This is a genomic window from Micromonospora sp. NPDC023888 (assembly GCF_040639415.1).
Taxonomy (GTDB): domain Bacteria; phylum Actinomycetota; class Actinomycetes; order Mycobacteriales; family Micromonosporaceae; genus Micromonospora.
In genome coordinates this window covers 17,476-39,828 of record NZ_JBEZZW010000041.1, presented here as the reverse complement: position 1 = coordinate 39,828, position 22,353 = coordinate 17,476, and the positions used below count along the sequence as shown (strand labels likewise).

The 22,353-nt window shown below is 71.4% G+C and carries 22 protein-coding genes; 2 read left to right on the top strand and 20 right to left on the bottom strand.

Annotation, left to right across the window (positions count from 1 at the left end; translation table 11 throughout):
- Positions 1 to 23: 23 nt before the first annotated feature.
- The 18 genes from AB0F61_RS28350 to AB0F61_RS28265 form a co-directional block, all read right to left on the bottom strand.
- A complete protein-coding gene (locus AB0F61_RS28350; protein ID WP_357815642.1) occupies positions 24 to 1,091 on the bottom strand; it encodes a polyprenyl synthetase family protein in 1,068 nt (355 codons plus the stop codon).
- The gene (locus AB0F61_RS28345; protein WP_357815640.1) at positions 1,088 to 2,503 is read right to left on the bottom strand and encodes a nucleotide pyrophosphatase/phosphodiesterase family protein; all 1,416 of its coding nucleotides are present in this window, start codon (positions 2,501 to 2,503) and stop codon (positions 1,088 to 1,090) included. Before AB0F61_RS28345 ends, AB0F61_RS28350 begins: the two co-directional genes overlap by 4 nt.
- Positions 2,500 to 3,699 (bottom strand): metabolite traffic protein EboE, encoded by a 1,200-nt coding sequence (gene eboE, locus AB0F61_RS28340; protein ID WP_357815637.1) that lies wholly within the window; start codon positions 3,697 to 3,699, stop codon positions 2,500 to 2,502. Before eboE ends, AB0F61_RS28345 begins: the two co-directional genes overlap by 4 nt.
- Positions 3,699 to 4,556 carry a TatD family hydrolase gene (locus AB0F61_RS28335; protein ID WP_357815634.1) on the bottom strand — a complete coding sequence of 286 codons (858 nt, stop codon included), beginning with the start codon at positions 4,554 to 4,556 and terminating at the stop codon, positions 3,699 to 3,701. Before AB0F61_RS28335 ends, eboE begins: the two co-directional genes overlap by 1 nt.
- A gap of 1 nt (position 4,557) precedes the next feature.
- The gene (locus AB0F61_RS28330; protein ID WP_357815631.1) at positions 4,558 to 5,166 is read right to left on the bottom strand and encodes an EboA domain-containing protein; all 609 of its coding nucleotides are present in this window, start codon (positions 5,164 to 5,166) and stop codon (positions 4,558 to 4,560) included.
- Between the two features lie 53 nt (positions 5,167 to 5,219).
- Positions 5,220 to 6,179 (bottom strand): sugar phosphate isomerase/epimerase family protein, encoded by a 960-nt coding sequence (locus AB0F61_RS28325; RefSeq protein WP_357815628.1) that lies wholly within the window; start codon positions 6,177 to 6,179, stop codon positions 5,220 to 5,222.
- Entirely contained in the window at positions 6,176 to 7,069 is an 894-nt protein-coding gene (locus AB0F61_RS28320) for an SCO3242 family prenyltransferase (RefSeq protein WP_357815621.1), read from the bottom strand. Before AB0F61_RS28320 ends, AB0F61_RS28325 begins: the two co-directional genes overlap by 4 nt.
- Positions 7,053 to 8,216, bottom strand: coding sequence for an inositol-3-phosphate synthase (locus AB0F61_RS28315; protein ID WP_357815618.1), 1,164 nt, complete (start codon positions 8,214 to 8,216; stop codon positions 7,053 to 7,055). The genes AB0F61_RS28320 and AB0F61_RS28315 overlap by 17 nt, the downstream gene beginning before the upstream one ends.
- A gap of 646 nt (positions 8,217 to 8,862) precedes the next feature.
- Positions 8,863 to 10,071, bottom strand: a complete 1,209-nt coding sequence (locus AB0F61_RS28310; RefSeq protein WP_357815615.1) for a Gfo/Idh/MocA family oxidoreductase — start codon at positions 10,069 to 10,071, stop codon at positions 8,863 to 8,865.
- Between the two features lie 20 nt (positions 10,072 to 10,091).
- Positions 10,092 to 11,144, bottom strand: coding sequence for a substrate-binding domain-containing protein (locus AB0F61_RS28305; RefSeq protein WP_357815612.1), 1,053 nt, complete (start codon positions 11,142 to 11,144; stop codon positions 10,092 to 10,094).
- A gap of 98 nt (positions 11,145 to 11,242) precedes the next feature.
- Entirely contained in the window at positions 11,243 to 12,370 is a 1,128-nt protein-coding gene (locus tag AB0F61_RS28300; protein WP_357815610.1) for an ABC transporter permease, read from the bottom strand.
- A complete protein-coding gene (locus AB0F61_RS28295; protein WP_357815709.1) occupies positions 12,367 to 13,875 on the bottom strand; it encodes a sugar ABC transporter ATP-binding protein in 1,509 nt (502 codons plus the stop codon). Before AB0F61_RS28295 ends, AB0F61_RS28300 begins: the two co-directional genes overlap by 4 nt.
- Before the next feature lie 133 nt (positions 13,876 to 14,008).
- Positions 14,009 to 15,187 (bottom strand): ROK family protein, encoded by a 1,179-nt coding sequence (locus AB0F61_RS28290; RefSeq protein WP_357815607.1) that lies wholly within the window; start codon positions 15,185 to 15,187, stop codon positions 14,009 to 14,011.
- Positions 15,188 to 15,451: 264 nt separating this feature from the next.
- Positions 15,452 to 16,471 carry a YihY/virulence factor BrkB family protein gene (locus tag AB0F61_RS28285; protein WP_357815604.1) on the bottom strand — a complete coding sequence of 340 codons (1,020 nt, stop codon included), beginning with the start codon at positions 16,469 to 16,471 and terminating at the stop codon, positions 15,452 to 15,454.
- 63 nt (positions 16,472 to 16,534) lie between these two features.
- A complete protein-coding gene (locus tag AB0F61_RS28280) occupies positions 16,535 to 17,344 on the bottom strand; it encodes an ABC transporter permease (protein ID WP_357815601.1) in 810 nt (269 codons plus the stop codon).
- A 59-nt stretch (positions 17,345 to 17,403) separates the two neighbouring features.
- The gene (locus tag AB0F61_RS28275; RefSeq protein WP_357815598.1) at positions 17,404 to 18,192 is read right to left on the bottom strand and encodes an ABC transporter permease; all 789 of its coding nucleotides are present in this window, start codon (positions 18,190 to 18,192) and stop codon (positions 17,404 to 17,406) included.
- A gap of 414 nt (positions 18,193 to 18,606) precedes the next feature.
- Entirely contained in the window at positions 18,607 to 18,798 is a 192-nt protein-coding gene (locus AB0F61_RS28270) for a DUF397 domain-containing protein (protein WP_357815595.1), read from the bottom strand.
- Complete coding sequence (locus AB0F61_RS28265) at positions 18,789 to 19,577, bottom strand: helix-turn-helix transcriptional regulator (protein ID WP_357815592.1); 789 nt, start codon at positions 19,575 to 19,577, stop codon at positions 18,789 to 18,791. Before AB0F61_RS28265 ends, AB0F61_RS28270 begins: the two co-directional genes overlap by 10 nt.
- 289 nt (positions 19,578 to 19,866) lie before the next feature.
- Here AB0F61_RS28265 and AB0F61_RS28260 point away from each other — a divergent pair, with 289 nt between their 5' ends.
- Positions 19,867 to 20,073 carry a flavin reductase gene (locus AB0F61_RS28260; RefSeq protein ID WP_357815590.1) on the top strand — a complete coding sequence of 69 codons (207 nt, stop codon included), beginning with the start codon at positions 19,867 to 19,869 and terminating at the stop codon, positions 20,071 to 20,073.
- A gap of 3 nt (positions 20,074 to 20,076) precedes the next feature.
- Here AB0F61_RS28260 and AB0F61_RS28255 read toward each other — a convergent pair whose 3' ends face one another.
- A complete protein-coding gene (locus tag AB0F61_RS28255; RefSeq protein ID WP_357815587.1) occupies positions 20,077 to 20,616 on the bottom strand; it encodes a hypothetical protein in 540 nt (179 codons plus the stop codon).
- A gap of 223 nt (positions 20,617 to 20,839) precedes the next feature.
- A complete protein-coding gene (locus tag AB0F61_RS28250; protein WP_357815584.1) occupies positions 20,840 to 21,772 on the bottom strand; it encodes an ABC transporter ATP-binding protein in 933 nt (310 codons plus the stop codon).
- A 98-nt stretch (positions 21,773 to 21,870) separates the two neighbouring features.
- Between AB0F61_RS28250 and AB0F61_RS28245 the strand changes: the two genes are divergently transcribed.
- On the top strand, positions 21,871 to 21,993 hold the full coding sequence (locus AB0F61_RS28245) for a hypothetical protein (RefSeq protein ID WP_357815581.1): 123 nt from the start codon (positions 21,871 to 21,873) through the stop codon (positions 21,991 to 21,993).
- The last annotated feature ends 360 nt before the right edge of the window (positions 21,994 to 22,353 follow it).

Sequence of the window (22,353 nt, the reverse complement as noted above, 5' to 3'; positions counted from 1 at the left end):
TCGATCTGTTCGAAAGTCGGCGGTCACGCGTGGCGGTTGATCGCCTGTCCGGCCAGCGCAATCAGCGCGGCGCGCGCCTCGTCCCCCACCATGGCGCTCTGCAGGGCGCTGAGCGCGGCCTCGGTCCGGACCCGGATCATCTGCTCGATCCGCTCCAGGGCGCCGGTCGCCTCGATGATCGCGCGCAGCTCCGCCGCGCCGTCGGCGTCCAACGCCGGGTTGCCGAACAGCTCCCGCAGCCGGGCGGTCTGCGACCGGTCGGCGGCACTGCGCGCCAACGCCATCATCACCGTGGGCTTGCCCTCACGCAGGTCGTCCAGGACCGACTTACCGGTGATCGCCGGATCCCCGAAGACACCGAGCACGTCGTCGCGGAGCTGGAACGCGTCGCCCAACGGGTCACCGAACTCGCCCAACGCGGCGATCAACTCCGGCCCCGCGCCGGCCAGGGCCGCCCCGATCTGCAACGGCCGGGTCACCGTGTAACGGGCCGCCTTCATCCGGATCACGGTGAGCGCGCTGGCCACCGAGCCGTCACCCACACCCGAGACCAGGTCCAGGTACTCCCCCGCGATCACCTCGGTGCGCATCAGCGCGAACACGCCGTACCCGCGGTGCACCTGCTCGGTGCTCAGCCCACACTCGTGGAACATCTGGTCCGACCAGGCCGCGCAGAGGTCCCCGCAGAGCAGGGCGGTGTTGCGCCCGTACGCCTCCGGGTCGCCGCGCCACGCCGAGCGGGCGTGCAGGTCGGCGAAGAGCCGGTGCACCGACGGCTCGCCCCGGCGGCGGTCGCTGCCGTCCAGGATGTCGTCGTGGATCAGCGCGAACGCGTGGAACAGCTCCAGCGCCGCCGCGGCCACCACGATCGGGGTGCCGTCAGCCGCCCCCGCCCCGCGCCAGCCCCAGTAGCAGAACAACGGACGTAACCGCTTCCCACCGGCCAGCACGAACCGTTGCAGGGCGGTGAACACCCCACGCGGCGCGCCGTCCGGCCAGTCCGGGCCCTGCCGTTCCAGGAACCCGGCCAGCTCCGCGTCGAAACGTGCCCGCAGCCCGCTGGCGTCCGCGGGCGCGACGGTGACCGTCACGACCCCTCCCCCGGCCCGTCCGAACCGCCGCCACCCAGCCCGGCCAGCTCCAGCAGCAACGCCTTGACCTCGGTCGCCGCGATCTTGTCCCGGGCCGCGGCCGGGTCGGAGCAGAGCAGCACCGGGGCGTCCGCCGGGTCGTCCGGCAGCCGCCCGTGCGAGCCGCGCACCGCCCGCGCCCCGGCGTCCAGGCCGACCGCGCTCATCAGGTACCGCATGCCGAGCTTCTTGCGGGCCAGCGCCACCCCGGCGCGGGCCTTCGCGGCACCGGGGTTGGCCGGGTCGAAGAACAGCTCCGCGGGGTCGTACCCCGGCTTGCGGTGGATCTCCACAAGCCGGGCGAAGTCCGGTGCCCGGTCGTCGTCCAGCCAGTAGTAGTAGGTGAACCAGGCGTCCGGCTCGGCCACCAGCACCAGCTCACCCGCGCGCGGGTGGTCCAGCCCGTGTGCGGCCTTGCCCTCGGCGTCGAGCACCTCGGCGACCCCGGGCAGGTTGGCGCAGAGCTTCGCCACCGCCGCCACGTCGGCCGGGTCCTTGACGTAGACGTGCGCGACCTGGTGGTCGGCGACCGCGAACGCCTTCGACGTCCACGGGTCGAGGTATTCCATGCCGGCCTGCGTGTGCACCCGCAGCAGCCCTTCGGCGCGCAGCAGGCGGTTGACGTCCACCGGCCGGGACACGTCGGTGATGCCGTACTCCGACAGCACCACCACTGTGGCGTCCCGGGCCCGAGCGGCGTCCAGCAGCGGGCCGAGCACCGCGTCCAGCTCGGCCGCCGCGGCGGCGGCCTGGGCCGACGACGGGCCGAACCGTTGCAGGTCGTAGTCCAGGTGTGGGACGTAGACCAGGGTGAGGTCGGGTGACACGTCGGCCAGGATCTGCTCGGCCGCCTGGCAGATCCACCGCGACGACGGCAGCCCGGCCGTCGGCCCCCAGTAGGTGAACAGCGGGAAGGTGCCCAGCCGCCCGGTGAGCGCGTCGTGCAGCTCCGGCGGGTCGGTGTAGCAGTCCGGTTCCTTGCGCCCGTCGGCGTAGTAGACCGGGCGGGGCGTCACCGTCCAGTTGACGTCCGCGCCCATGGCGTACCACCAGCAGACGTTGGCGACGGTGTAGCCCGGCTCGGCCTTGCGGGCCGCCTGCCAGAGCTTCTCCCCGCCGACGAGCGCGTTGTGCTGCCGCCACAGCAGCACCTCGCCCAGCTCCCGGAAATACCACCCGTTGCCGACGATCCCGTGCCCGCTCGGCGGCTCGCCGGTGAGGAAGGTGGACTGCACCGAGCAGGTCACCGCGGGCAGCACGGTGCCCAACTCGGCCCGGAAGCCGCCGTCGGCGACCCCGCGCAGTCGGGGCATGTGCGCCAGTAGTCGTGGGGTAAGCCCCACCACGTCGAGGACCACCAGTCGCCGGCTCATCGCGCCACCCCCATGCTCACGGATCGCTCTGTGGTCAGGCCGAGGCCGACCAGTTCGTCTCGGGCGAAGGCCAGCTCCGCGGCGATGCCGGCGGCCAGCTCCGCGTCGGTGCCGGGCCGTCGTGCGGCCGGCAGCACCCCCCAGGTGTACGTCTCGACGTCCAGGTGGTCGCAGCCGGCGCTCGGGCCGTCGAAGAGCGCTCTCAGGGCGGCGCGCAGCACCGGCAGCGTGGAGCCGAGCGGTTCCTCGGGCGGGGCGTGCAGCGGCACGTGGTAGTGCACCCGCCACGGGCCGGGCAACGCCCGGTCCAGTGCCTCGTCCAGGTCGTCGGCCGCGTACGCCGGGTCCGCCGGATCGGCCAACCCCGCGCAGCCGGCGCCCCGGGTCTGGTGCAGGAAGCGCGGCTCCACCCAGCGGCGCAACGCGTCCGCGCCGCCGGACGGGTCGGCCGCCTCGACGGCGGCGGAGACCTGCACCTTCACCACCGGCAGCCCGGCCGCCCGCAGTCGTTGCAGGGCTTCGGCCGGGTCCTCCCAGGCGCAGGCCAGGTGGGCCAGGTCGACGCAGACACCCAGCCGCTCGGTGTCCATCCCGGACAGCAGCTCGGCCGCCTGACCGGTGCTCTCCACGACGCAGCCGGGCTCCGGTTCGAAGGCCACCCGCACCTCGCGGCCGGTGTCGCGCTGCACGGCGGCCAGACCCGCGGCGAGCTGGTCCAGCCGGCCCCGGGCCGCGTCGGCCCGAGCGGTGTCCCACGGTTGACGCCAGGCCAGTGGCAGCGTCGAGATCGAGCCCCGGGCGGCGTCGTCGGGCAGCAGGTCGGCGAGCACCCGGGCCAGATCGAGGGTGTACGTGAGGCGCTGCTCGGTGGTCCAGTCCGGGTGGTAGACGTCCTGCTTGACCACCGGGGCCTGGAAGGCCGCGTACGGGAAGCCGTTGAGCGTGACCACCTCCAGGCCGCGCGCGTCCAGCTCGGTGCGCAGCCGGCGACGCAGCGCCGGGTCGGCGGCCAGCTCGGCGGCGACCGGGGCGGCCAGCCACAGGCCGAGGCCGAGCAGGTCACTGCCGAGCGCCTCGCGGACCGGCACGGCGTAGGTGTCCAGTTGACCGAGGATGCCGGCGAGGTCCTCGGCGGGGTGCACATTCGTGCAGTAGCCGAGATGGACGGTGTCGCCGCCGGTGTGTCGCAGCCGCATCAGCTACCACCGCGCAGGATCGAGTTGCCCGTCTGCGGGTCCACCTTGGCGGCGACGTCCAGGTCGCTGAGGTCGAGCCGCCCCGACTGCCCGTAGAACTCCACCGGGTTGCGCCACAGCACCCGGTCGACGTCGTCGTCGCTGAACCCGGCGAGCAGCATCGCCTCACCGGTGGCCCGGGTCAGCAGCGGATCGGAGCGCCCCCAGTCGGCCGCCGAGTTGACGAGCATCCGCTCGGTGCCGTACTCCCGCAGCAGCTCGACCATCCGCGACGGCGTCATCTTGGTGTCCGGGTAGATGGAGAAACCCAGCCAGCAGCCGCTGTCGCGGACCAGCTTCACGGTCACCTCGTTGAGGTGGTCGACGATCACGCGGCCCGCGTCGATGCCGGACTCGGCGACCACGGCGAGGGTCCGCTCGCAGCCGCGCGCCTTGTCCCGGTGCGGGGTGTGCACGAGCGCCGGCAGGTCGTACGCCACGGCGAGGGCGAGTTGCGCGGCGAACGCCTCGTCCTCCTCCGGCGTCATCGAGTCGTACCCGATCTCGCCGACCGCCACCACCGCGTCCTTGTCCAGGTAGCGGGGCAGCAGGTCGAGCACCGGGCGGCAGCGCGGGTCGTTGGCCTCCTTGGGGTTCAGCGCGATCGTCGCGAAGTGCCGCACCCCGAACTGCCCGGCCCGGAACGGCTCCCAACCGATGAGCGAGTCGAAGTAGTCGGTGAACGAGGCGGCGCTGGTGCGCGGCTGACCCAGCCAGAATGCCGGCTCCACCACGGCGCGTACGCCGGCGGCGGCCATCCGTTCGTAGTCGTCTGTGGTGCGTGAGGTCATGTGGATGTGCGGGTCGAAGATACGCATGTCACGCCTCCCGGGGCAGTGCGGCGGTGAGCCGGTCGAGCAGGTCGGTGGCGTCGGCGGGCAGCTCCCGGCCGGCGGCGTGCCGCTCGGCGGCCAGCGCCGCGAGCATCGCGGCCAACTCCCCGTCGGCACGGGTCTCCAGGTCGGCGACCACCGCCAACGGCACACCACTGAACACGCACTTGAGCACCGCCTGCCGCCAGGCGGCCGGAGCGAGGTGCCGGGCGTACGGGCCGAGGGCCGCGCCGACCAGCCGGGTGTCGTTGGTGCGGATCGCGTCGTGCAGCAGCGGCACCCCGGCGGCGCCGATCGGCAGCAGTGGCAGGGCCCGCAGCACGGCTCGCCGCTCGGCGGCGTCACCGTGCTGGTAGAGGCTTTCGGCGTACGCCGCGTGGTCGCCGGGCAGGCTGGTGAGCAGCAGCACCCGGGCCGCGTCGTCGGCGGTCCAGCCGGGGGCGTCGGGCAGCGCGGCCCGACCGCACCGCCGGCCGGCGGCGGGGAAGAGCCGGGTGATCGCGGTCGGCTCGGTCGTGACCCGGCGCAACGCCGTGTCCAGCCAATCGGGATCGGGTACGCCTCGCAGCGCGGCCCGTAGTGAATCCGGTGTCATCCCGTCTCCTCCCTCGTGCTGCCTCAGGCGCCCCACCAACCTTTGCTCTGCACCTACATATGCGCCGGGGCCTCGTCAGCGGGTGTCGCCTCGGCGGGTGCAGAGCAAAGGGGGCTGGCAGAGTGGTAATCGGTGGCCGTCGCGGCGGCGGCGCGCAGGAAATCGATGGACCGGGCGGCCACGTCCGGTGCGGCGTGTGAGTCGCGGGGCAGCTCGACGGCGACCAGGCCGCGGTAGCCGGCCTCGGCCAGGGCCACCAGCACCGGCGGGAAGTCGATCTCGCCGGTGCCGAACTCCAGGTGCTCGTGCACGCCTCGGCGCATGTCGTCGATCTGCACGTTCACCAGGTGCCCGGCCACCTCCGCGACGCACTGCGGCACCGGCCACGGCTCCAGGCAGCGGCAGTGGCCGATGTCGAGCGTGATGCCGAACCGGGCCGGGTCACCGAGGGCCGCGCGCAGCCGACGCCAGTCGGCGATGTCCTGCACCAACATCCCCGGCTCGGGCTCGAAGCCGAGGATGACGCCTGCGGTGTCGGCCGCGTCGACCACTGTGGCGCAGCCGGCGACCAGCCGGTCCCAGGCGCACTGCGGCGACACCGTCTCGGGTCGGACACCGGCCCAGAACGAGACCGCCTCCGCGCCCAGGTCGGCGCCGACCCGCACGGCCCGGCGCAGGAACTCGATGCGCCGGGTCGGGTCGTCGTGCAGCAACGTCGGGGCGTGCTTGTGCCACGGGTCGAGCAGGTACCGGGCCCCGGTCTCGATCACCACCGCCAGACCCAGCTCCTCCAACCGCCGGGCGAGGACGGCGACCCGGCGTGCGAGTCCGGGCGCGAACGGGTCCAGGTGGTCGTGGTCGAGGGTGAGCGCCACCCCGTCGTAGCCGAGGTCGGCGAGGACGGCGAGCGCGTCGTCGAGTCGGTGGTTGGCGAAGCCGTTCGTGCCGTACCCGAGGCGCAGCGTCGTGGCGTCGGCCGCGGGCTCCGCCGATCGGGGCTGCGGAACGGTCATGTCGGGGAGACCTTCCGGGCCAGGCGTCGACCCAGCGGCGCGGCCGCCGCGACCGCCAACCCGAGCAGGCCGGCGCCACCGCGCGCGGTGAGTGCCCCCTGGAGGGCGGGCAGGCCGGTGATCCCGGCGCCGACCGCGGCGCGGACCCGCCCGGCCGACGGGTCCCGGACCACCTCGGCCTGGGCCGCGCCGTAGCGGGCGGCATACCAGCCGGCCAGCACGGCGGGCAGCGCGGCGGCGATCCGGGCCGAGCCGTTGCGCACACCGACCTGCTCGGCGGGTCGGCCGGGCGGGATGGCGGCGCTGGCGGCGACCAGCGCGGTGCCCGCGAGGGTACGCATCGGCAGGGCCGCGTCGGCGCCACTGACCTCCCGGCGGGACAGCGCGGTGACCGTCCAGGTGTGCGCGGCGACGGTGACCGCCGCCGGCAACGCCCTGCTCACCCGGCCGCCGGACGCGCCGAGCAGCACATCCAGCCCCCGGCAGACGGCCATCACGGCCGGACCGGCGGCGGTGTTCTTGGCCAGCAGGTCGTACCCCCAGATGCTGGCGGCCAGCGGCACGGCGAGCGCGGCGGCGCGGCGACCGCCCACGGCGGCGGCCAGGCCCACGCCGGCGACCGTGAGGCCCGCCGCGAGACCGACAGCGGCGGCCGGGGTGACCCGTCCGCTGGGGATCGGCCGCTCGGGTCGCTCCACGGCGTCCAGGCCCCGGTCGGCCCAGTCGTTGGCGGCCATGCCGGCCCAGTAGAGCAGCACCGAAGCGCCGGCCAGGGCAGGGGTACGCGGGCCCAACGCGCCGGCCGCCGCCGCTCCGGCGACCACGTCGCCGGGCACCGAGAGCGCGGCCGGCGCCCGGACCAGCTCGGCGAGGTCAGCCAGCGTGGTCATCGGCACCGTCCCCGCCGTGCAGAAGCCGCGTGAAGTCGGTCAGCCGGGCCCACTGCTCGCCGAGCGAGTGGCTGGGCGTGCCGAGCGGGTCCTTGAAGAAGAAGCCCAGCTCGGTGAGCGGCCCCACGTGCCCGGCGGCGTGCGCGGCGGCGGTGAGCCGGGCCAGGTCGAGCACCAGCGGCGCGGCCAATGCGGAGTCGCAGCCGTGCCAGGTGAACTCCATCCGCATGCCGGTGCCGAGGAAGCCGGCGAAGGTGATCAGATCCCAGGCGGTCTTGAAGTCGCCGAGCTCTTCGACGTACTCGATGCGGGTGCCGCCCTGCGGGACGTAGCCGAGCGTCTCGCCGAGCACCCGCTGCTTGCTCTGCACCTTCGCGGCGTTCGCGGCCGGGTCGGCGAGGGTGGCGCCGTCGCCACCGCCGAGCAGGTTGAACCCGGACCAGGAGCGCACGTCCAGGTTGCGCATCGCGAACATCGGCGCGAGCACCGACTTGACCAGGGTCTCCCCGGTCTTGCCGTCGTGCCCGGCGTACGGCAGGCGGGCCTGTTCGGCAAGCGCTGCCAGCGCGGGCAGCCGCAGCCCGGTGGACGGGGTGAAGTCGACGTACGGGCAGCCGGCCAGCAGTGCCGCGTACGCGTAGAGGGAGCTGGGTGGCAGCACCTCGTCGGGGCCGGCGAGCGCGGCGCGCAGCGCGTCGGGGTCGGCGTGCGCGGGGTGCGGTGGTGGGGTGGCTTCGGTGGCGGAGACGTTGACGACCACCACCCGGTCCAGTTCGTGGCGCTCCCGGAAGTTGGTGAGGTCGCGGACCACGGCGGCGGCCCGATCGGCCTGGGTGGCTCCCACCGGTGCGGGGCGCAGCTCCTGCTCGACGGCGTTCAGCTCGTCGGGGAGCGCGGCGACCAGCCGCCAGGGGATGACACCGGCGTCGGCCAGGGCCTCGGCCCGCTTGGACAGCGGGGTGGTGGCCAGGTCGTGCCCGCCGAAGACGAGGTCCGCGAAGGCCGGCAGGGCGGGGCCGCGCAGCTCGGGCAACTCGGTGACGCAGCCGGTGGGTCCGGCCAGACCGGCTCGCAGCGCGAGCCCTCCGACGATGCAGGTGGTCGCTACGGAACCGCGCGCTCCTACCAGCCAGACACCTGTTCGCATGGTGCTCCTTCCCCGTCCACGAGGAACCGTCGGTACCGCCAAATATAGGAATATCAGAATATGTTTCGGAAAGATACGGTCCGGTTTCGGAAACATCTCGGCCGGGCTGGATGGGCCCCGCCCGCCCGCCCCGCACCGGGACAACACCGGTTTCCGACGTCGGCGTCGGCGGCGACGACGCCGGACCGGTACCCGGTAGGGGTGCGGGCAGACGGGGCTGGTAGGCAGGGTCGGGTCGGCGTCTCGACCCTGCCTCCCCCGCATCCGACCGGCTGGGGCGTTGGCATGCCCCGGCCGGGCGTCTCAGGCCGCCGTGCCCACCGGTTTACCGACCGGAGCACGACCCGCCGGACATCGGCGAGCGAACGCGGTACGGGTGGGGGCAGCAGCGGGCGGTTTCATCAGGTCCTCCGGATCTCACCGGTGGTCGGCGGTCCTCCGGTGCGGCCGGGGAATCCCGGTCCGGTCGCACCGGACGACCGTCCTGCTCGTGCGCCACCGGGCCGTACGGCCCGGCTGCACGCTCTCCGCTGCCGACCTCGTCCCGACCGCGGGGCGCAATCCGCGGTCGGTCCCTCGCCGGTCGGCTTCGGAAAGCCGGTCGGGCGATGGCGGTGCGAACACCGCCATCGCGGATGGTCAAAGGTCAGGCGGCGGCTGTGACAAGCGCCGGTTCCACCTCGGCCCAGGAGGAGCCGAGCTCCGCCGAACGGGTCACCGCGTCCAGCACGAGCTGGACCTGCAACGCGTCGGCGAAGGAGGGAGTCGGGTCTTCGCCGGTGGCGACCGCCTCGATGAAGTCGCGCATCTCGTGCGTGAACGAGTGCTCGTAGCCGATGATGTGGCCCGGAGGCCACCACGCCGACATGTACGGGTGGTCGCCCTCGGTCACCAGGATGCGGCTGAAACCCTGTTCCACGCTGGGCCGGGTGGCGTCGTAGAACTCCAGCTCGTTGAGCCGCTCCAGATCGAAGATGACGCTGCCCAGCGAGCCGTTGATCTCGACGCGCAGCGCGTTCTTGCGACCGGTGGCGAAGCGGCTCGCCTCGTACGTGGCCAGGGCGCCACCGTCGAGCCGGGCCACGAAGACCGCGGCGTCGTCGACGGTGACCGGCCCGGTGGGCGCCGAGCCGCCGTCCACGGTGGCCGCGAGACCGCTCGACTCGGCCGGCAACGGCCGCTCCTTGACGAAGGTCTCGGTGACCGCACTGACCCCGCTGATCCGCTGACCGGTGACGAACTGGGTCAGATCGATGATGTGCGCACCGATGTCACCGAGCGCGCCGGAGCCCGCCCTGTCCTTCTGCAACCGCCAGACCAGCGGGAACTGCGGGTCCACGATCCAGTCCTGCAGGTACGTCGCACGGACGTGTCGAATCACCCCAAGTCGTCCGTCGGCGACCATCTGACGCATCATCGTGACCGCGGGGACCCGGCGGTAGTTGAACCCGCACATCGACCGCACTCCGGCGGCCCGGGCGACGTCCGCCGCGGCGGTCATCGCCCGTGCCTCCGCCACCGTGTTCGCCAACGGCTTCTCGCACAGGACGTGCTTGCCGGCGGCCAATGCGGCGAGGGCGATCTCGGCGTGACTGTCACCCGGGGTGCAGATGTCGACGACGTCGATGTCGTCCCGGTTGATCAGGTCACGCCAGTCGGTGGTGTACGCGTCCCAGCCGAGCCGATCGGCGGCGTCTGCCACCTTCGTTGTGTCTCGACCGCAGATCAGCGCCATCCGGGCCCGCGCCGGCAGGTCGAACACACGATTCACGGTGCGCCACGCCTGTGAGTGCGCGGCGCCCATGAACGCGTAGCCGACCATGCCGACCCGCAGTTCTTTGTCTGTCGTGGACAAGGTGGGTCTCCCCCCGTATGTCAGAACCCGAGCTTGTCGTAGCTGCTCGCGTTCTCCTTGGTGATCGTCTCCGAGGCCAGGGTTACTTCCTTGGGCACCTGCAGCTCCGTCAGGTCGCCCAGGCCCCGACCCTGCGCGATGAGCCGCGCGAGGGAAACTGCCGACGAGGCCATCGACGGGTTGTAGGTGACCGTCGCCTTGAGCACCGTGTTGTCGGCCTTGATCGCGTCGATCGCGAGCTTGGAGCCCGCGCCGCCGACCATGAAGAACTCCGACCGGTTGGCCTGCTTGATGGCCGCGAGCACACCGATGCCCTGGTCGTCGTCGTGGTTCCAGATCGCGTCGATCTTCGGCAGCGCCTGGAGCAGCTGGGCCGCCTCGCGCTGACCGCTGTCCGAGGTGAACTCGGCCGAGCGGCGGTTGCTGACCTTGAAGCCGTAGGTCGCCAGGGCGGCCTTGAAGCCTTCGCTGCGCTCGACGGTCAGCGGGATCTCCAGGCCGGCGATCTCACCGATGATCGGGTTGGTGACGCCCTTGTCCTTGAGCTGCTTGCCGATGAAGTGCCCGGCCGACACGCCCATGCCGTAGTTGTCACCCTTGATCACCAGCCGGGAGGCCAGCGCGTCGGGGAACGCCCGGTCGAGGTTCACGACCAGGATGCCCGCCTGCATCGCCTGGAGGGCAACGGCGTTGACCTCCTTGCCGTCGTGCGGCAGCACGACGATGATGTCCGGCTTCTGGGCGATGAGGGTGCCGAGCGTGGAGCGCTGGGCCTCGGAGTTCGACCCGCCGTCGACCTCCTTGAACTCCACGTCGGAGTACGCGGCGGCCTGCGCCTTGGCGTTGGCGTGGATCGCGCCCATCCAGCCGTGGTCGGCGGCCGGGGCGGAGAAGCCGATGACGACCTTCTTGCCCGGGGCGTTGTTGCCTTCGGCGTTGCCGGCGGCCTTGGTCTGGGTGCTGGCCGCCGGGGTCTCGTTACTGGTGCAGGCGGTCAACAGGGTGGCGGCGCCAACTGCGGCTCCACCGAAGAGCAACCGGCGGCGCGACAGGTCGCGACTGTGCTGGGTCATGAACGACCTCCTGGGAGCGGGATTTGACTTTGTTGAGGGTGTGCGAGGCCCGGCCACCGTCGAATGTCTCGACGTCGCCAGGACAACGGTGCGGTGCGTCAGGTTGCGGTGGTGACCCTGTTCCGCGCGAAGAGCCGAGTGACGGACTTGAACTGGAACTGCTGGATCAGGACGGCGGCGACGATGATGCCGCCCTTGACCATGTTCTGCGCCTCGATGGAGAGGCCGTTGATGGCGAAGAGGTTGGTGATCGTGGCGAAGATGATGACGCCGAGCAGGGAGCCGACGATCGTGCCCCGGCCACCGCTGAGCAACGTCCCGCCGATGATCGCGGCAGCGATCGCGTCCAACTCGTACAGGTTTGCCATCGCGGCCTGCGCCGAGGTGGCCTGCGAGGTGAGCATGATGGCCGCGATGCCGCAGCAGAGACCGGAGAGCGCGTAGAGCAGCATGGTGTGCCGGCGGACGTTGATGCCGGCCAACCGGGCCGCCTCCGGGTTACCGCCGACGGCGATGGTCCGCCGGCCGAAGGTCGTGCGGTTGAGCAGGATCCATCCGGCCAGCACCACCGCGCCCAGGATGTAGACGAGGATCGGGATCCCGATGATCTTGCGCGCTGCGATGTCGTTGATGAAGGTGCTGCTCGACACCTGGGTCTGCTTGTTGGAGATCGACGCGGCGAGACCGCGTGCTGCCACCAGCATCGCGAGCGTCGCGATGAAGGGGACGAGCCGCCCGTACGAGATGAGCACGCCGTTGACTAGGCCGACGCAGATGCCGACCACGAGGGCGGCGAAGATCATGCCGCCGGCGCCGTAGCTCTGGGTGGCGACAGTGGTGCACCAGACCCCGGCCAGCGCGACGATCGCGCCCACCGACAGGTCGATCCCACCGCCGATGATCACGAAGGTCATCCCGACCGTGACCACGCCGACGACCGAGGCGAGCTGGAGGATCGCCAGCACGTTGTTCCAGACCCAGTTCGGATCACCGTAGAGGTCCGGCTTGGTGATCGCGCCGACCAGGATCAGCGCGGCCAGCACCCCGATCAGACCGAGGTTGCGCTTCGCGCCGTCGCCGCCGTCACCCCGCCACCAGGAGAGCTTGCCCCCGGATCCTGCCTTGTTGCCGGCCACCGCCGTCTCCGCCGGGTCCACCGGCGGCGACTGGGCCGGAAGCTGCGGGCGCTCCGGTGTCGCGGTGGGAGTGGGAGTCGCGTCGCTCATGCCGGTGCGCCTTCCATCAAGGACCCCGCCATCACGAGGTCGAGCACAGTGTTCTCGTCGAGTTCGCCGGCCGCTGCTTCACGCACGACCCGCCCTTCCCGCATCACCAGCACCCGGTCGGCCAGACCCAGCACCTCGGGCACCTCGCTGGAGACCAGCAGCACCCCGACGCCCTGGGCGGCCAAACCCCGGATGACCTGGTAGAGCTCAGCCCGAGCGCCCACGTCCACACCCCGGGTGGGCTCGTCGAGCAGCAACAACTTGGTGCCGCCGAGCAGCCACCGCCCGACCACCACCTTCTGCTGGTTGCCACCGGACAGCGTGCGTACCGGCCGGTCCACGTCCCGGGGCCGCAGCTCCAGGCTCTCGGCGATCCGGTCCGCCTCGGCGCGCTCCTTGGCGGCGTTGGTGAAGCCGAGCCGCGCGTACCGGCCGAAGGTGGCAAGCGTGACGTTGCGGTAGATCGGTTCGCCGAGCAGCAGCGCCTGGCTCTTGCGTTCCTCCGGGGCCATCCCCATGCCGGCCCGCACCGCCGCGCCGACGCCGGGACGCAGCACCTTCCCGTTCATCCGGACCGAGCCGGCCTCCGCGAGACGGGCACCGTAGATGGTCTCCAGCAGCTCGGAACGGCCCGAGCCGACCAGCCCCGCGATGCCGACGATCTCCCCGGCGCGCACGTTCAACGAGACGTCGGCGAACTCGCCCGAGCGGGTCAACCCCTCCACCTGGAGCAGGTCGGCACCCGAAGGGTCGTCGGCCGGCCGGTCCGGGAAGACGTACTCGATGGTGCGGCCGGTCATCCGGCTGACCAGGTCGCGGGTCGGGGTTTCGCGCGCCGGCAGGTTCGCCGCCGTGGTCCGACCGTCCTTGAGTACGGTGACCCGGTCACCGATCTCGCGGATCTCCTCCATGCGGTGGGAGATGTAGATGACGGCGATGCCCTGCGCGGTCAGCTCCCGGATGATCCGGAACAGGTTGCCGACCTCGTCGTGGGCCAGCACCGCGCTCGGCTCGTCCATGATGATCAGTCGGGCCTCGTGTGACAGCGCTCGGGCCATGCTGACGATCTGCTTGCCGGCGGCCGGCAGCGACCGCACCATCCGACCGGGCGGGATCTCACCGTGGCCGAGCCGGCTGAGGATCTGCCGGGTGTGCCGGGCCATCCGGCCGCGCCGGACGAACCCGAAGCTGCGGTACTCGTGCCCGAGGAAGGCATTCTCCGCCACCGACAGATCCTCGACGAGGTCGAGCTCCTGGTAGATGGTGGCGATGCCGGCCTTCATGGCGGCCTGCGGGTTGGTGAACGTGGCCGGCTCGCCGCGCCACTCCACCTGCCCGGAATCCGGTTGGTGCACCCCGGAGAGCACCTTGATCAGGGTCGACTTGCCGGCGCCGTTCTGCCCGAGCAGGCAGTGCACCTCGCCGGCACGCACCTCAAGCTGCACACCGTCGAGCGCGCGTACGCCGGGGAACGTCTTGACCACATCGGTGAGGCGCAGGACCACCTCGCCCGCGACGGTGTCGGCGGGAGCCTCGACCAGCGGTGCCTCGGCGACGGCCTCGGCCGACGCGGTGGCGGGGTCATCCTCGGGCAGAGCCACAGTCTCCTCCTCGCTCACGACAGGATTTCGGTCAGGTTCATGCGGCTTCCCCGAAGGCGACGTCACCGGCGAGCACCGCCGCGCCCGTGACACCGGCACGTCCACCAAGCTCGGACAGCACGACGGGCAGGTTGCCGGTCGCCAGCGGCAGTGACCGGCGGTAGACCACGCTGCGGATCTCGGCGAGCAGGATGTGCCCGAGCTGGGCCAGCCCGCCGCCGATCACGATCATCGACGGGTTGGTGAAGCTGACCAGGCCGGCGAGCACCCCACCGACCCGACGTCCGCCGTCCCGGATCAACTGGATGCAGGTCACGTCGCCCTCGACGGCGCCCTCGGCCACGTCCAGCGCGGTGACGACACCCCGCAGGGCGAGCCGTTCGGCAAGCGCCGGCGACGTCCCACTGCGGGCGGCGGCCGCGGCGTCCTTGGCGAGTGCGGCGCCGCTGAACAGCGCCTCCAGGCAGCCGACGTTGCCGCAGGAGCACATCGGACCGTGCGAGTCGACCTGGATGTGGCCGATGTCGCCAGCGCAGCCGTCGGTGCCCCGGTAGACCTCGCCGGTGAGGTAGATGCCGCACCCGATGCCGGTGCCGATCTTCACGAAGAGGAAGTCGTCCACCGAGTGGGCGACCCCACCGTGCCGCTCACCGATCGCCATGATGTTGACGTCGTTGTCGACCACCGCCGGGCAGCCGTGCTCCCGGCTGAGCAACTCGCGCACCGGGTACCGGTCCCAGCCCGGCATGATCGGCGGCGAGACCGGAACGCCGTCGCGGAAGCTGACCGGGCCGGGAACGCCGATGCCCACCGCGTCCAACCGCTCGTACGCGCCGTCGACCCGGGCCTTGTGCAGCAGCTCGTTGACCCGTTGCAGGGTCACCTTCGGTCCGTTGCGGATGTCGGCCGGCTCGGCGTACTGGGCGACCGGTTCGAGGCGGCCGTTGACCACCTCGATGTCCATCGAGCTGGCGCCGAGGTCGACCGCGGCGAAGCGCAGCTTCGGGTTCAGCTCGACCAGGGTGGAGCGTCGCCCACCCCGGGAGGCGGCGAGCCCCGCCTCGGCGACGTAGCCCAGCGCGACCAGGCGGTCCAGCTCGGCCAGCATGCGCGGGCGCGGCATCTGGAGGCGGTCGCCCAACTCGGCACGGGAGACGGCCCCCTCGTCGCGGAGCAACCGCAACAGTCGCACGTGCAGGGGGTCGACGGTCCGCACCGGGGGGTCACCTCTTCATTGGCATCGTTCACATCGACGCAATGTCGAAGTGTTGTGTCCGACACAGTAGGAGCGCTCCGCACCGCGTGTCCAGAGCTTCAACCGTTCCGAGATGAACTTTTGTCCGAAAGAACAAAAGCTACTAGTCGATCAAGAAAAGGATCACGGGCTGCCCGCAGCCGCTCGCCACCAGTTTCATCGACGGACACGAAACCGCCCCGCCAGCCGATCTCCGGTGGCGGGGCGGTCGGTGCGGGGGTGCCGTCAGCGGCGGCCCGCGGAGTTGCGCTTCTTGCGGAGTTTGCGGTCGTCGCGCAGCTCGACGTACGGCTCGTCGTCGGGGGCGTGCCCGGCCGCGATGGCCCGACCGCGCTCCAGCTCGGCGTCGAACTCGGCACCCAGCAGGATCGCGATGTTGCTCAGCCACAGCCAGATCAAAAAGATGATCACCCCGGCCAACGCCCCGTACGTCTTGTTGTACGAGCCGAAGTTGCTCACGTAGAGGGCGAACAGGCCGGAGATCACCAGCCAGATCACCACGGCCAGCACCCCACCCGGGCTGACCCAGCGGAAACCGCCGTGCCGGGCGTTCGGTGAGGCCCAGTAGAGGATCGCGAACATCAGGCTGACCAGGATCAGCAGCACCGGCCACTTGGCGATGTCCCACACCGTGACCGCCGCCGAGCCGAGGCCGACCACGTCGCCCACCGCCTCGGCGAGGCGGCCGGTGAAGACCACGATCACCGCGCTGACCAGCAGCAGCACCCCGACCACCGCGGTCACGCCGAGGCGGATCGGCAGCGTCTTCCAGATCGGCCGACCCTCCGGCACGTCGTAGATGCTGTTCGAGGCGCGCATGAACGCCCCGATGTAGCCGGACGCGGACCAGAACGCGGCGAGCACACCGATGATCGCCGCGAGGCTGGCCAGCCCGCCGTTGTCCTGAGCGGTGCCGATCGCATCATTGATGATCTGCTGGATGCTGTCGTTCGGCACCGCCTGGTTGACGGTGTCCCGGACGCCGTTCGTGGCACTCGTGCCGAGCAGACCGAGGATCGAGATCAGCACCAGCACGCCGGGGAAGATGGAGAGCACCCCGTAGTAGGTGAGGGCCGCCGCCCAGTCGGTCAGGCTGTCGTCCTGGAATTCGCTGACGGTGCGCCGCAGCGCCGCCTTCCACCCGCTGCCGGGCAGATCGGTGGGGCTGTCCGGCCCCGCGTCGGGCCCGACCGGCGCGCTGGCGTCGGCGCGCGCCCGGCGGCCGGCAGACTCGTCCGAGGTCATCGCCCCTCCTCGTCGTCGGTGGTGTCACCTCCGACATGCCCCGTCGGCGGGCTCCGATAACCACTACTGGTAGAGCAACCTGCCCATCCGGCGCGAGGCCACCAGCAGGCCGACCGACAGCACCGCCAGCAGGTAGAGCACGTCGAGCAGCCAGAGCCAGCCACCGCCGCCCAGCACGACCCCACGGATCAGGTGCACCGACCGGTACAGCGGGGTGATCTCGATCAACCAGCGCAGCACTGTCGGATAGGCCTGCGCTGGCACGAACGTGCCGGAGAAGAGGAAGAGGGTGAACTGTGCGGAGCCCAACAGGTCGAAGTCCTGCCAACTGCGCATGACGGTGGCGATCGCCATGCCGAGCGCCCCGAACGCGAACCCGACAAGCACCGCCGCCGGGAGGGCGGCAAGCGCCCGCGTGACACTTGTCAGCTCCAGCGCGACCATCACCCCGAGGAACGCGGCCGAGTAGGCGCTGCCCCGCAGCATCGCCCAACCCAGCTCACCCATGGCGATCTCGAACGGCCGTACCGGGGTGGCGATCACCCCGTCGTACAGCTTCATGTATTTCATCTTGCCGAAGAAGTTGAAGGCGGTCTCCGCGAGCGCCCCGGTCATCGCCGAGGAGGCGAGCATCGCCGGGGCCACGAACTCGGCGTACGACACCAGCCGCCCGTCGGGCAGCGGCAGGTCACCGATCAGCGCGCCGACGCCCACGCCGATGGAGAGCAGGTAGAGCAGCGGCTCCACGAAACCGGAGAGCAGCAGCAGCCAGTAGACCGACTTCAGCGCCGCGACGTTGCGCCCCACCACCGACGCGGACCGCCGGGACGCGGCGGAGACGTCCACCAGCCGGGGCAGGATCAGCGTGACCACGACGGCCTTTCTGCTTGGTCTTCAGACTCTGCTTGGTCCTCAGACGGTGAGCTTGCTGGCTAGACGACGAGCTTGCGACGGAACGCGCGCAGCGCCAGCAGCCAGCCGACACCGGCCCACGCGGCCAGGTAGAGCAGGTGCCCGGCGATCGACCACTGCGGGGCGACCCCGAGCGTGGCCGCGCGGCAGAGGTCGACGGCGTGCCACAGCGGCGTGACGTACGCCAACCAGCGCAGCGCGTCGGGCAGCGACTCCACCGGGAAGAACACCCCGGCGAAGAGCGACATCGGGAGGACCGCGAACCGGAACAGCATCGCGAGCCAACTGTCCCTGGACACCCACGCGGCGTACGCGAAGACCGGCGCGGCCACGGCCAGCCCCAGCAACGCCACCACCGGCAGGGTGACCACCGCCCACGGCGAACGCAACGCCCCGAACAGCCCGGTGACCAGCAGGAACGCCGCAATGGCGGTGAGCACCCGGAACAGCACGAAGGCCAGGTGCCCCGCCACGATGTCGCCCACCCGCAGCGGCGCGGCGCTCTGCGCGAAGTAGGTCTTGACCCACTGGAAGTTGCTGAACACCGGCCAGGTCGAGTCACCGACAGTCACTTGCAGCGCGGTCGAGGCGATCAGCCCGGGGACCAGCCAGTCGAGGTAGCGAACCCCGCCGACGCCCTGGTCGATGTAGGCGCCGACGCCCACGCCGAAGCCGAGAACGGTGAGCACCGGCAGCAGGAACGAGGAGAACACCCCGGCCCGCCAGGTGCGACGCAGACCGACCAGGTAGTGCTCGAACACCGCCCACGCCGGCACCCACGGCAACCGTGCCACACTCACCGCGACCACCCCCGTCCCGACCTTCCTACCCCCCGGGTACGACAGGTCGCCGGCCACCCTACGACGACCCCGTCGAGGTGTCGCCCGGGTTTCGCCACGTCATGCGGACCCCGCCCGGCGCCCGGCTCGGCGCGTCGGCCCTTGATCGACTCGGATTTCAGGAAACCGGGGTGACAACACCGCCCCGACACCCCGACTTCCCGGAACGCGCGGGGCCAGCCCGACGCAACGCCCCTGATCGACTCGGATTTCAGGAAACCGGGGTGACAACACCGCCTCGACACCCCGACTTCCCGGAACGCGCGGGGCCAGCCCGACGCAACGCCCCTGATCGACTCGGATTTCAGGAAACCGGGGTGACAACACCGCCCCGACACCCCGACTTCCCGGAAGTCGAGTTGATCGAGACGGCGTGGTCGCTGTCTACCCGCGGACGGCGTCGGACCCGACGAACGCCCGCCACGCGTCCGGCGCGAAGGCCAGCACCGGGCCGGTCGGGTCCTTGGAGTCACGGACGGCCACCAGCCCAGGCAGGTTGGCGGCAACCTCCACACAGGCACCGCCGCTGCCGTTGCTGCGGGTGCTCTTGCGCCACCGGGCGCCGGTCAGCTCCATGTCTCCGCCACTTCCGCGATCAGGTCGAGGGACTGCTGCTGCGATAGTGCCTCACCGCGGATCGACTCCCACACCTCGACCATCTGCCGCACGTACTCGGCCCGGTCGATCACCTGCCCGTGGCGCTGCCCGTCCAGGTAGACCACATCTTCGCCGGTGGCTGTGGTGGCGATCACGAAGGGACCATCGAGCCCAGCGTACGCACCGGCGGACAGCGGCACGACCTGGATTCGGACCCGGGGCAGGGCCGAGCCGAGCTTCACCAGGTGCCGCAACTGCTCGCGCATCACCTCCGGCCCGCCGACGTGGCGGCGCAGCGCGTACTCGTCGATGACCAGGCTGAGCAGCGGCGGCCGGTCCCGGGTGAGCACACCCTGCCGATCGAGTCGGGCGGTCACCTGCTGCTCGACCTCGTCCGCCGCGAAGAGCCCGGCACCGGCCAGGATGGCGCGGGCGTACCCCTCGGTCTGCACCAGACCCGGCACGTAGAGCGGCTCGAACCACCGCAACGCGGTGGTCTCCTGCTCGATGCCGGCCCAGTCGCGGAACCATGGCACCACTGCCTCGCGGCTGATCCGCCGCTGGATGCGTTCGAACCGACCGTCCGCCCCGAACACGACGTCACACCGGCGGGCGAAGTCCAGACTCGGCCGGCGCTCGGACGTCTCCACCTTGGCGACCAACGCCCCGGAATAGCTGAGCGCCTCGGCCAGCGCGGTCTGCGACATCCCACCGGCGGCCCGAGCCAGCCGCAACTCCTCGGCGAAGTGCTCCAGCATGGACGAACTCTCCACGGACAACCCCCGTACATCTTCGTACCGTGCCGGGCCGATCGCCGTACGCCCTGGTCGTCGGCGTGCGGAACCTCCCACCGTAGTCGGGTCCTCACCAGACTGTCACGCAGCGGAACCGCTCACGGGATCGGACGGCGGGCGGAACCAGGCCGGGAGCGTCCCGTGACCCCCCGATCCGGGGCGCTCCCCACCCACCCGATGGAGGTTTCCCAGTGCGACTCATCCGGCCGGCTCGTGACGGTGGCGGGCACTGATGCCCCGGTACCGCCCACACGTGGCAGCCCGCCCGTCCTGGCGCTGCCGGGTCTGCGGCGCGGCGTGGCCCTGCTCGCCGGCCCGCCTGGCGCTGCTCGGCGAGTACCGCGAGGACCGGATCGGCCTGCTCGTCTACCTCGCCACGTTGCTCGACGAGGCGGCCGGGGACATCGAGGGACGAGACCGGCTGACCGACCGTTTCCTCACCTGGGCCAGAGCCCGTTGAGCGTCAGGCCGGTCGGTACGCGCGGACCAGCGCCTGCGCGGCGTAAGCGAGCAGCAGCACCCCCGCGCCGACGCCGACCACCAGGCCGGCGGAGACCGCCGAGGCGAGCCCGACGATGAGCCCCGCCGCCGCCACCAGGCACAGCGCGACACCGAGCGGACGAAGCAGCGGGTCGCGCAGCAGCGGGGCTAGCGGGAAGAAGTGCAGGCCGACCACCAGGCAGACAAGCACCGGAACGTACTCGGACCAGCCGGCGGCGACCAGCACGGCGGCACCCAGCCCGGCGGCGGCGAACTCGGCGACGACGATGAGCAGGTACGGACGGTCGGCCGCCCGGTCCCGAGGGACGCCGGCCCCCCGGAGGCGGGCCGACAACACGCCGCCCAGCACCGCAGTGAGCAGCGCGACGATGCTGCCCACCACCAGCAGGGCACGCAGCGGCTGCTCCGCCGCCGGCACACTGAACCAGACCATCGCGAAGATGCCCAGGTAGAGAGCGGTCAGCCCGGCCTGACGTCGGTTGGCGGTCACCAGATCGGACATGAAGCTCCTTCGGCATGCAATGGGCCGCCGGTCACCTTACGACGCACCGTCGCCCGCCCTCAGCCCGGCGCACCCGGGCGCCAGCCGTGCGCCCAGGCCCCAGACCTCCGCTCGATCGACTCGGATTTCCGCAAACGGGGTTGTCCGCCCCGCCCTGACACCCCGGTTTTCGGGAAGCCGGGGTGGATCTTCGCGGGCTCAGGTCGATACGCCGGACATGCGGTCAGTCGACCAGGGTGCGGCCGGTCAGGTGCAGGAAGACGTCCTCCAGGCCGCTGCGCCGCACCAGCACGTTGGCCGGGTCGAGCCCTACGGCGGTGACCTCGGCGACCGCCGCGTCGCCGTCGGGCACGTAGAGCAGCACCCGGTCGGGCAACACCTCGACCCGCTCCCCCAGGCCGTCGAGCTTGCGGGCGAACGGCTCCTGCGACTCGGCGGCGAAGCGCAGCTCGACCACCTCCCGGGTGGAGTGTCGCTCGATCAGCGCCCGGGGCGAGCCCTCGGCGACGATCCGCCCGCCGTCCATCACCACCAGCCGGTCGCAGAGCTGCTCGGCCTCGTCCATGTAGTGCGTGGTGAGCACCAGCGTGACGCCCTGCTGCTTGAGCCGGAACAGCCGCTCCCACACCAGGTGCCGGGCCTGCGGGTCGAGCCCGGTGGTCGGCTCGTCGAGCAGCACGATCTCCGGATCGTTGACAAGCGCGCGGGCGATGGTCAACCGGCGCTTCATCCCACCGGACAGCGGCTCGACCTTGCTGTCGGCCCGCTCGGTGAGCTGGACGAAGTCGAGCAACTCGTCGGCCCGCTCCCGGGCCGCCCGGCGGGCGATACCGAAATAGCGCGCGTAGACCGTCAGATTCTCCCGGACGGTCAGCTCCGGATCGAGATTGTCCAACTGGGGGCACACGCCCAGCCGGGCCCGGATCGCGGGCCCGTCGGCGACCGGGTCCATGCCGAGGATGCGCAGCTCACCCCCGCTGGGTGGGGACGTGCAGCCGACCATCCGCATGGTGGAGGACTTGCCCGCGCCGTTGGGCCCGAGGAAACCGAACGCCTCACCCGAGCGCACCTCGACATCGATGCCGTCCACGGCGGTGAAGTCGTCGAACCGCTTCACCAGCCCTCGCGCCTGAATCAGTGGTCGCCCCGAAGTCACCGACCGACCCTAGCGGCCAGGTCCGACACCCCTCCACGCAAATTCGTCGCCAGACCTCCCACCCCCACCGCGTCGATCTCGCAGTTTCGGTCGCCGAAATGCGGATCGGCCTGCTCGTCCACCTCGGCACGCTGCTCTGCGAGGCGACCGGGGACCTGCCCGGCGAGGCCGGTCACGACCGACTGAGCGACCGATTCGTCACCTGGGCCAGAGTCCGCTGAACCCAATCCCGAGCCGGAATGAGTGGTCGCCCCGAAGGCGCCACCGACCCCTAACCGACACCCCAGAGAACACAACCCGAATAACGCGCCGACCGGACCTTGATCACCGTGGATGGCCCGGACCGCCAGCAGTGTCGCTCCTTTGCATTTGTCGGGGGCAATGACGTGCCGGGATTCAGCAACACCCGACTGTCCAGCGCGATAACAAGAAGGTCACACCGGCAGGTTTTTTCGGCCGATGACCGGGCGAGATCGAGCCGGACCAAGCTGGCTAAAGCAGCACCAACCCGGCGCGCAAGAACGATCGAGGTGACTGTAGGTGATCACAAGTTGGGGATGCGTATCCGTTGACGCCCACAA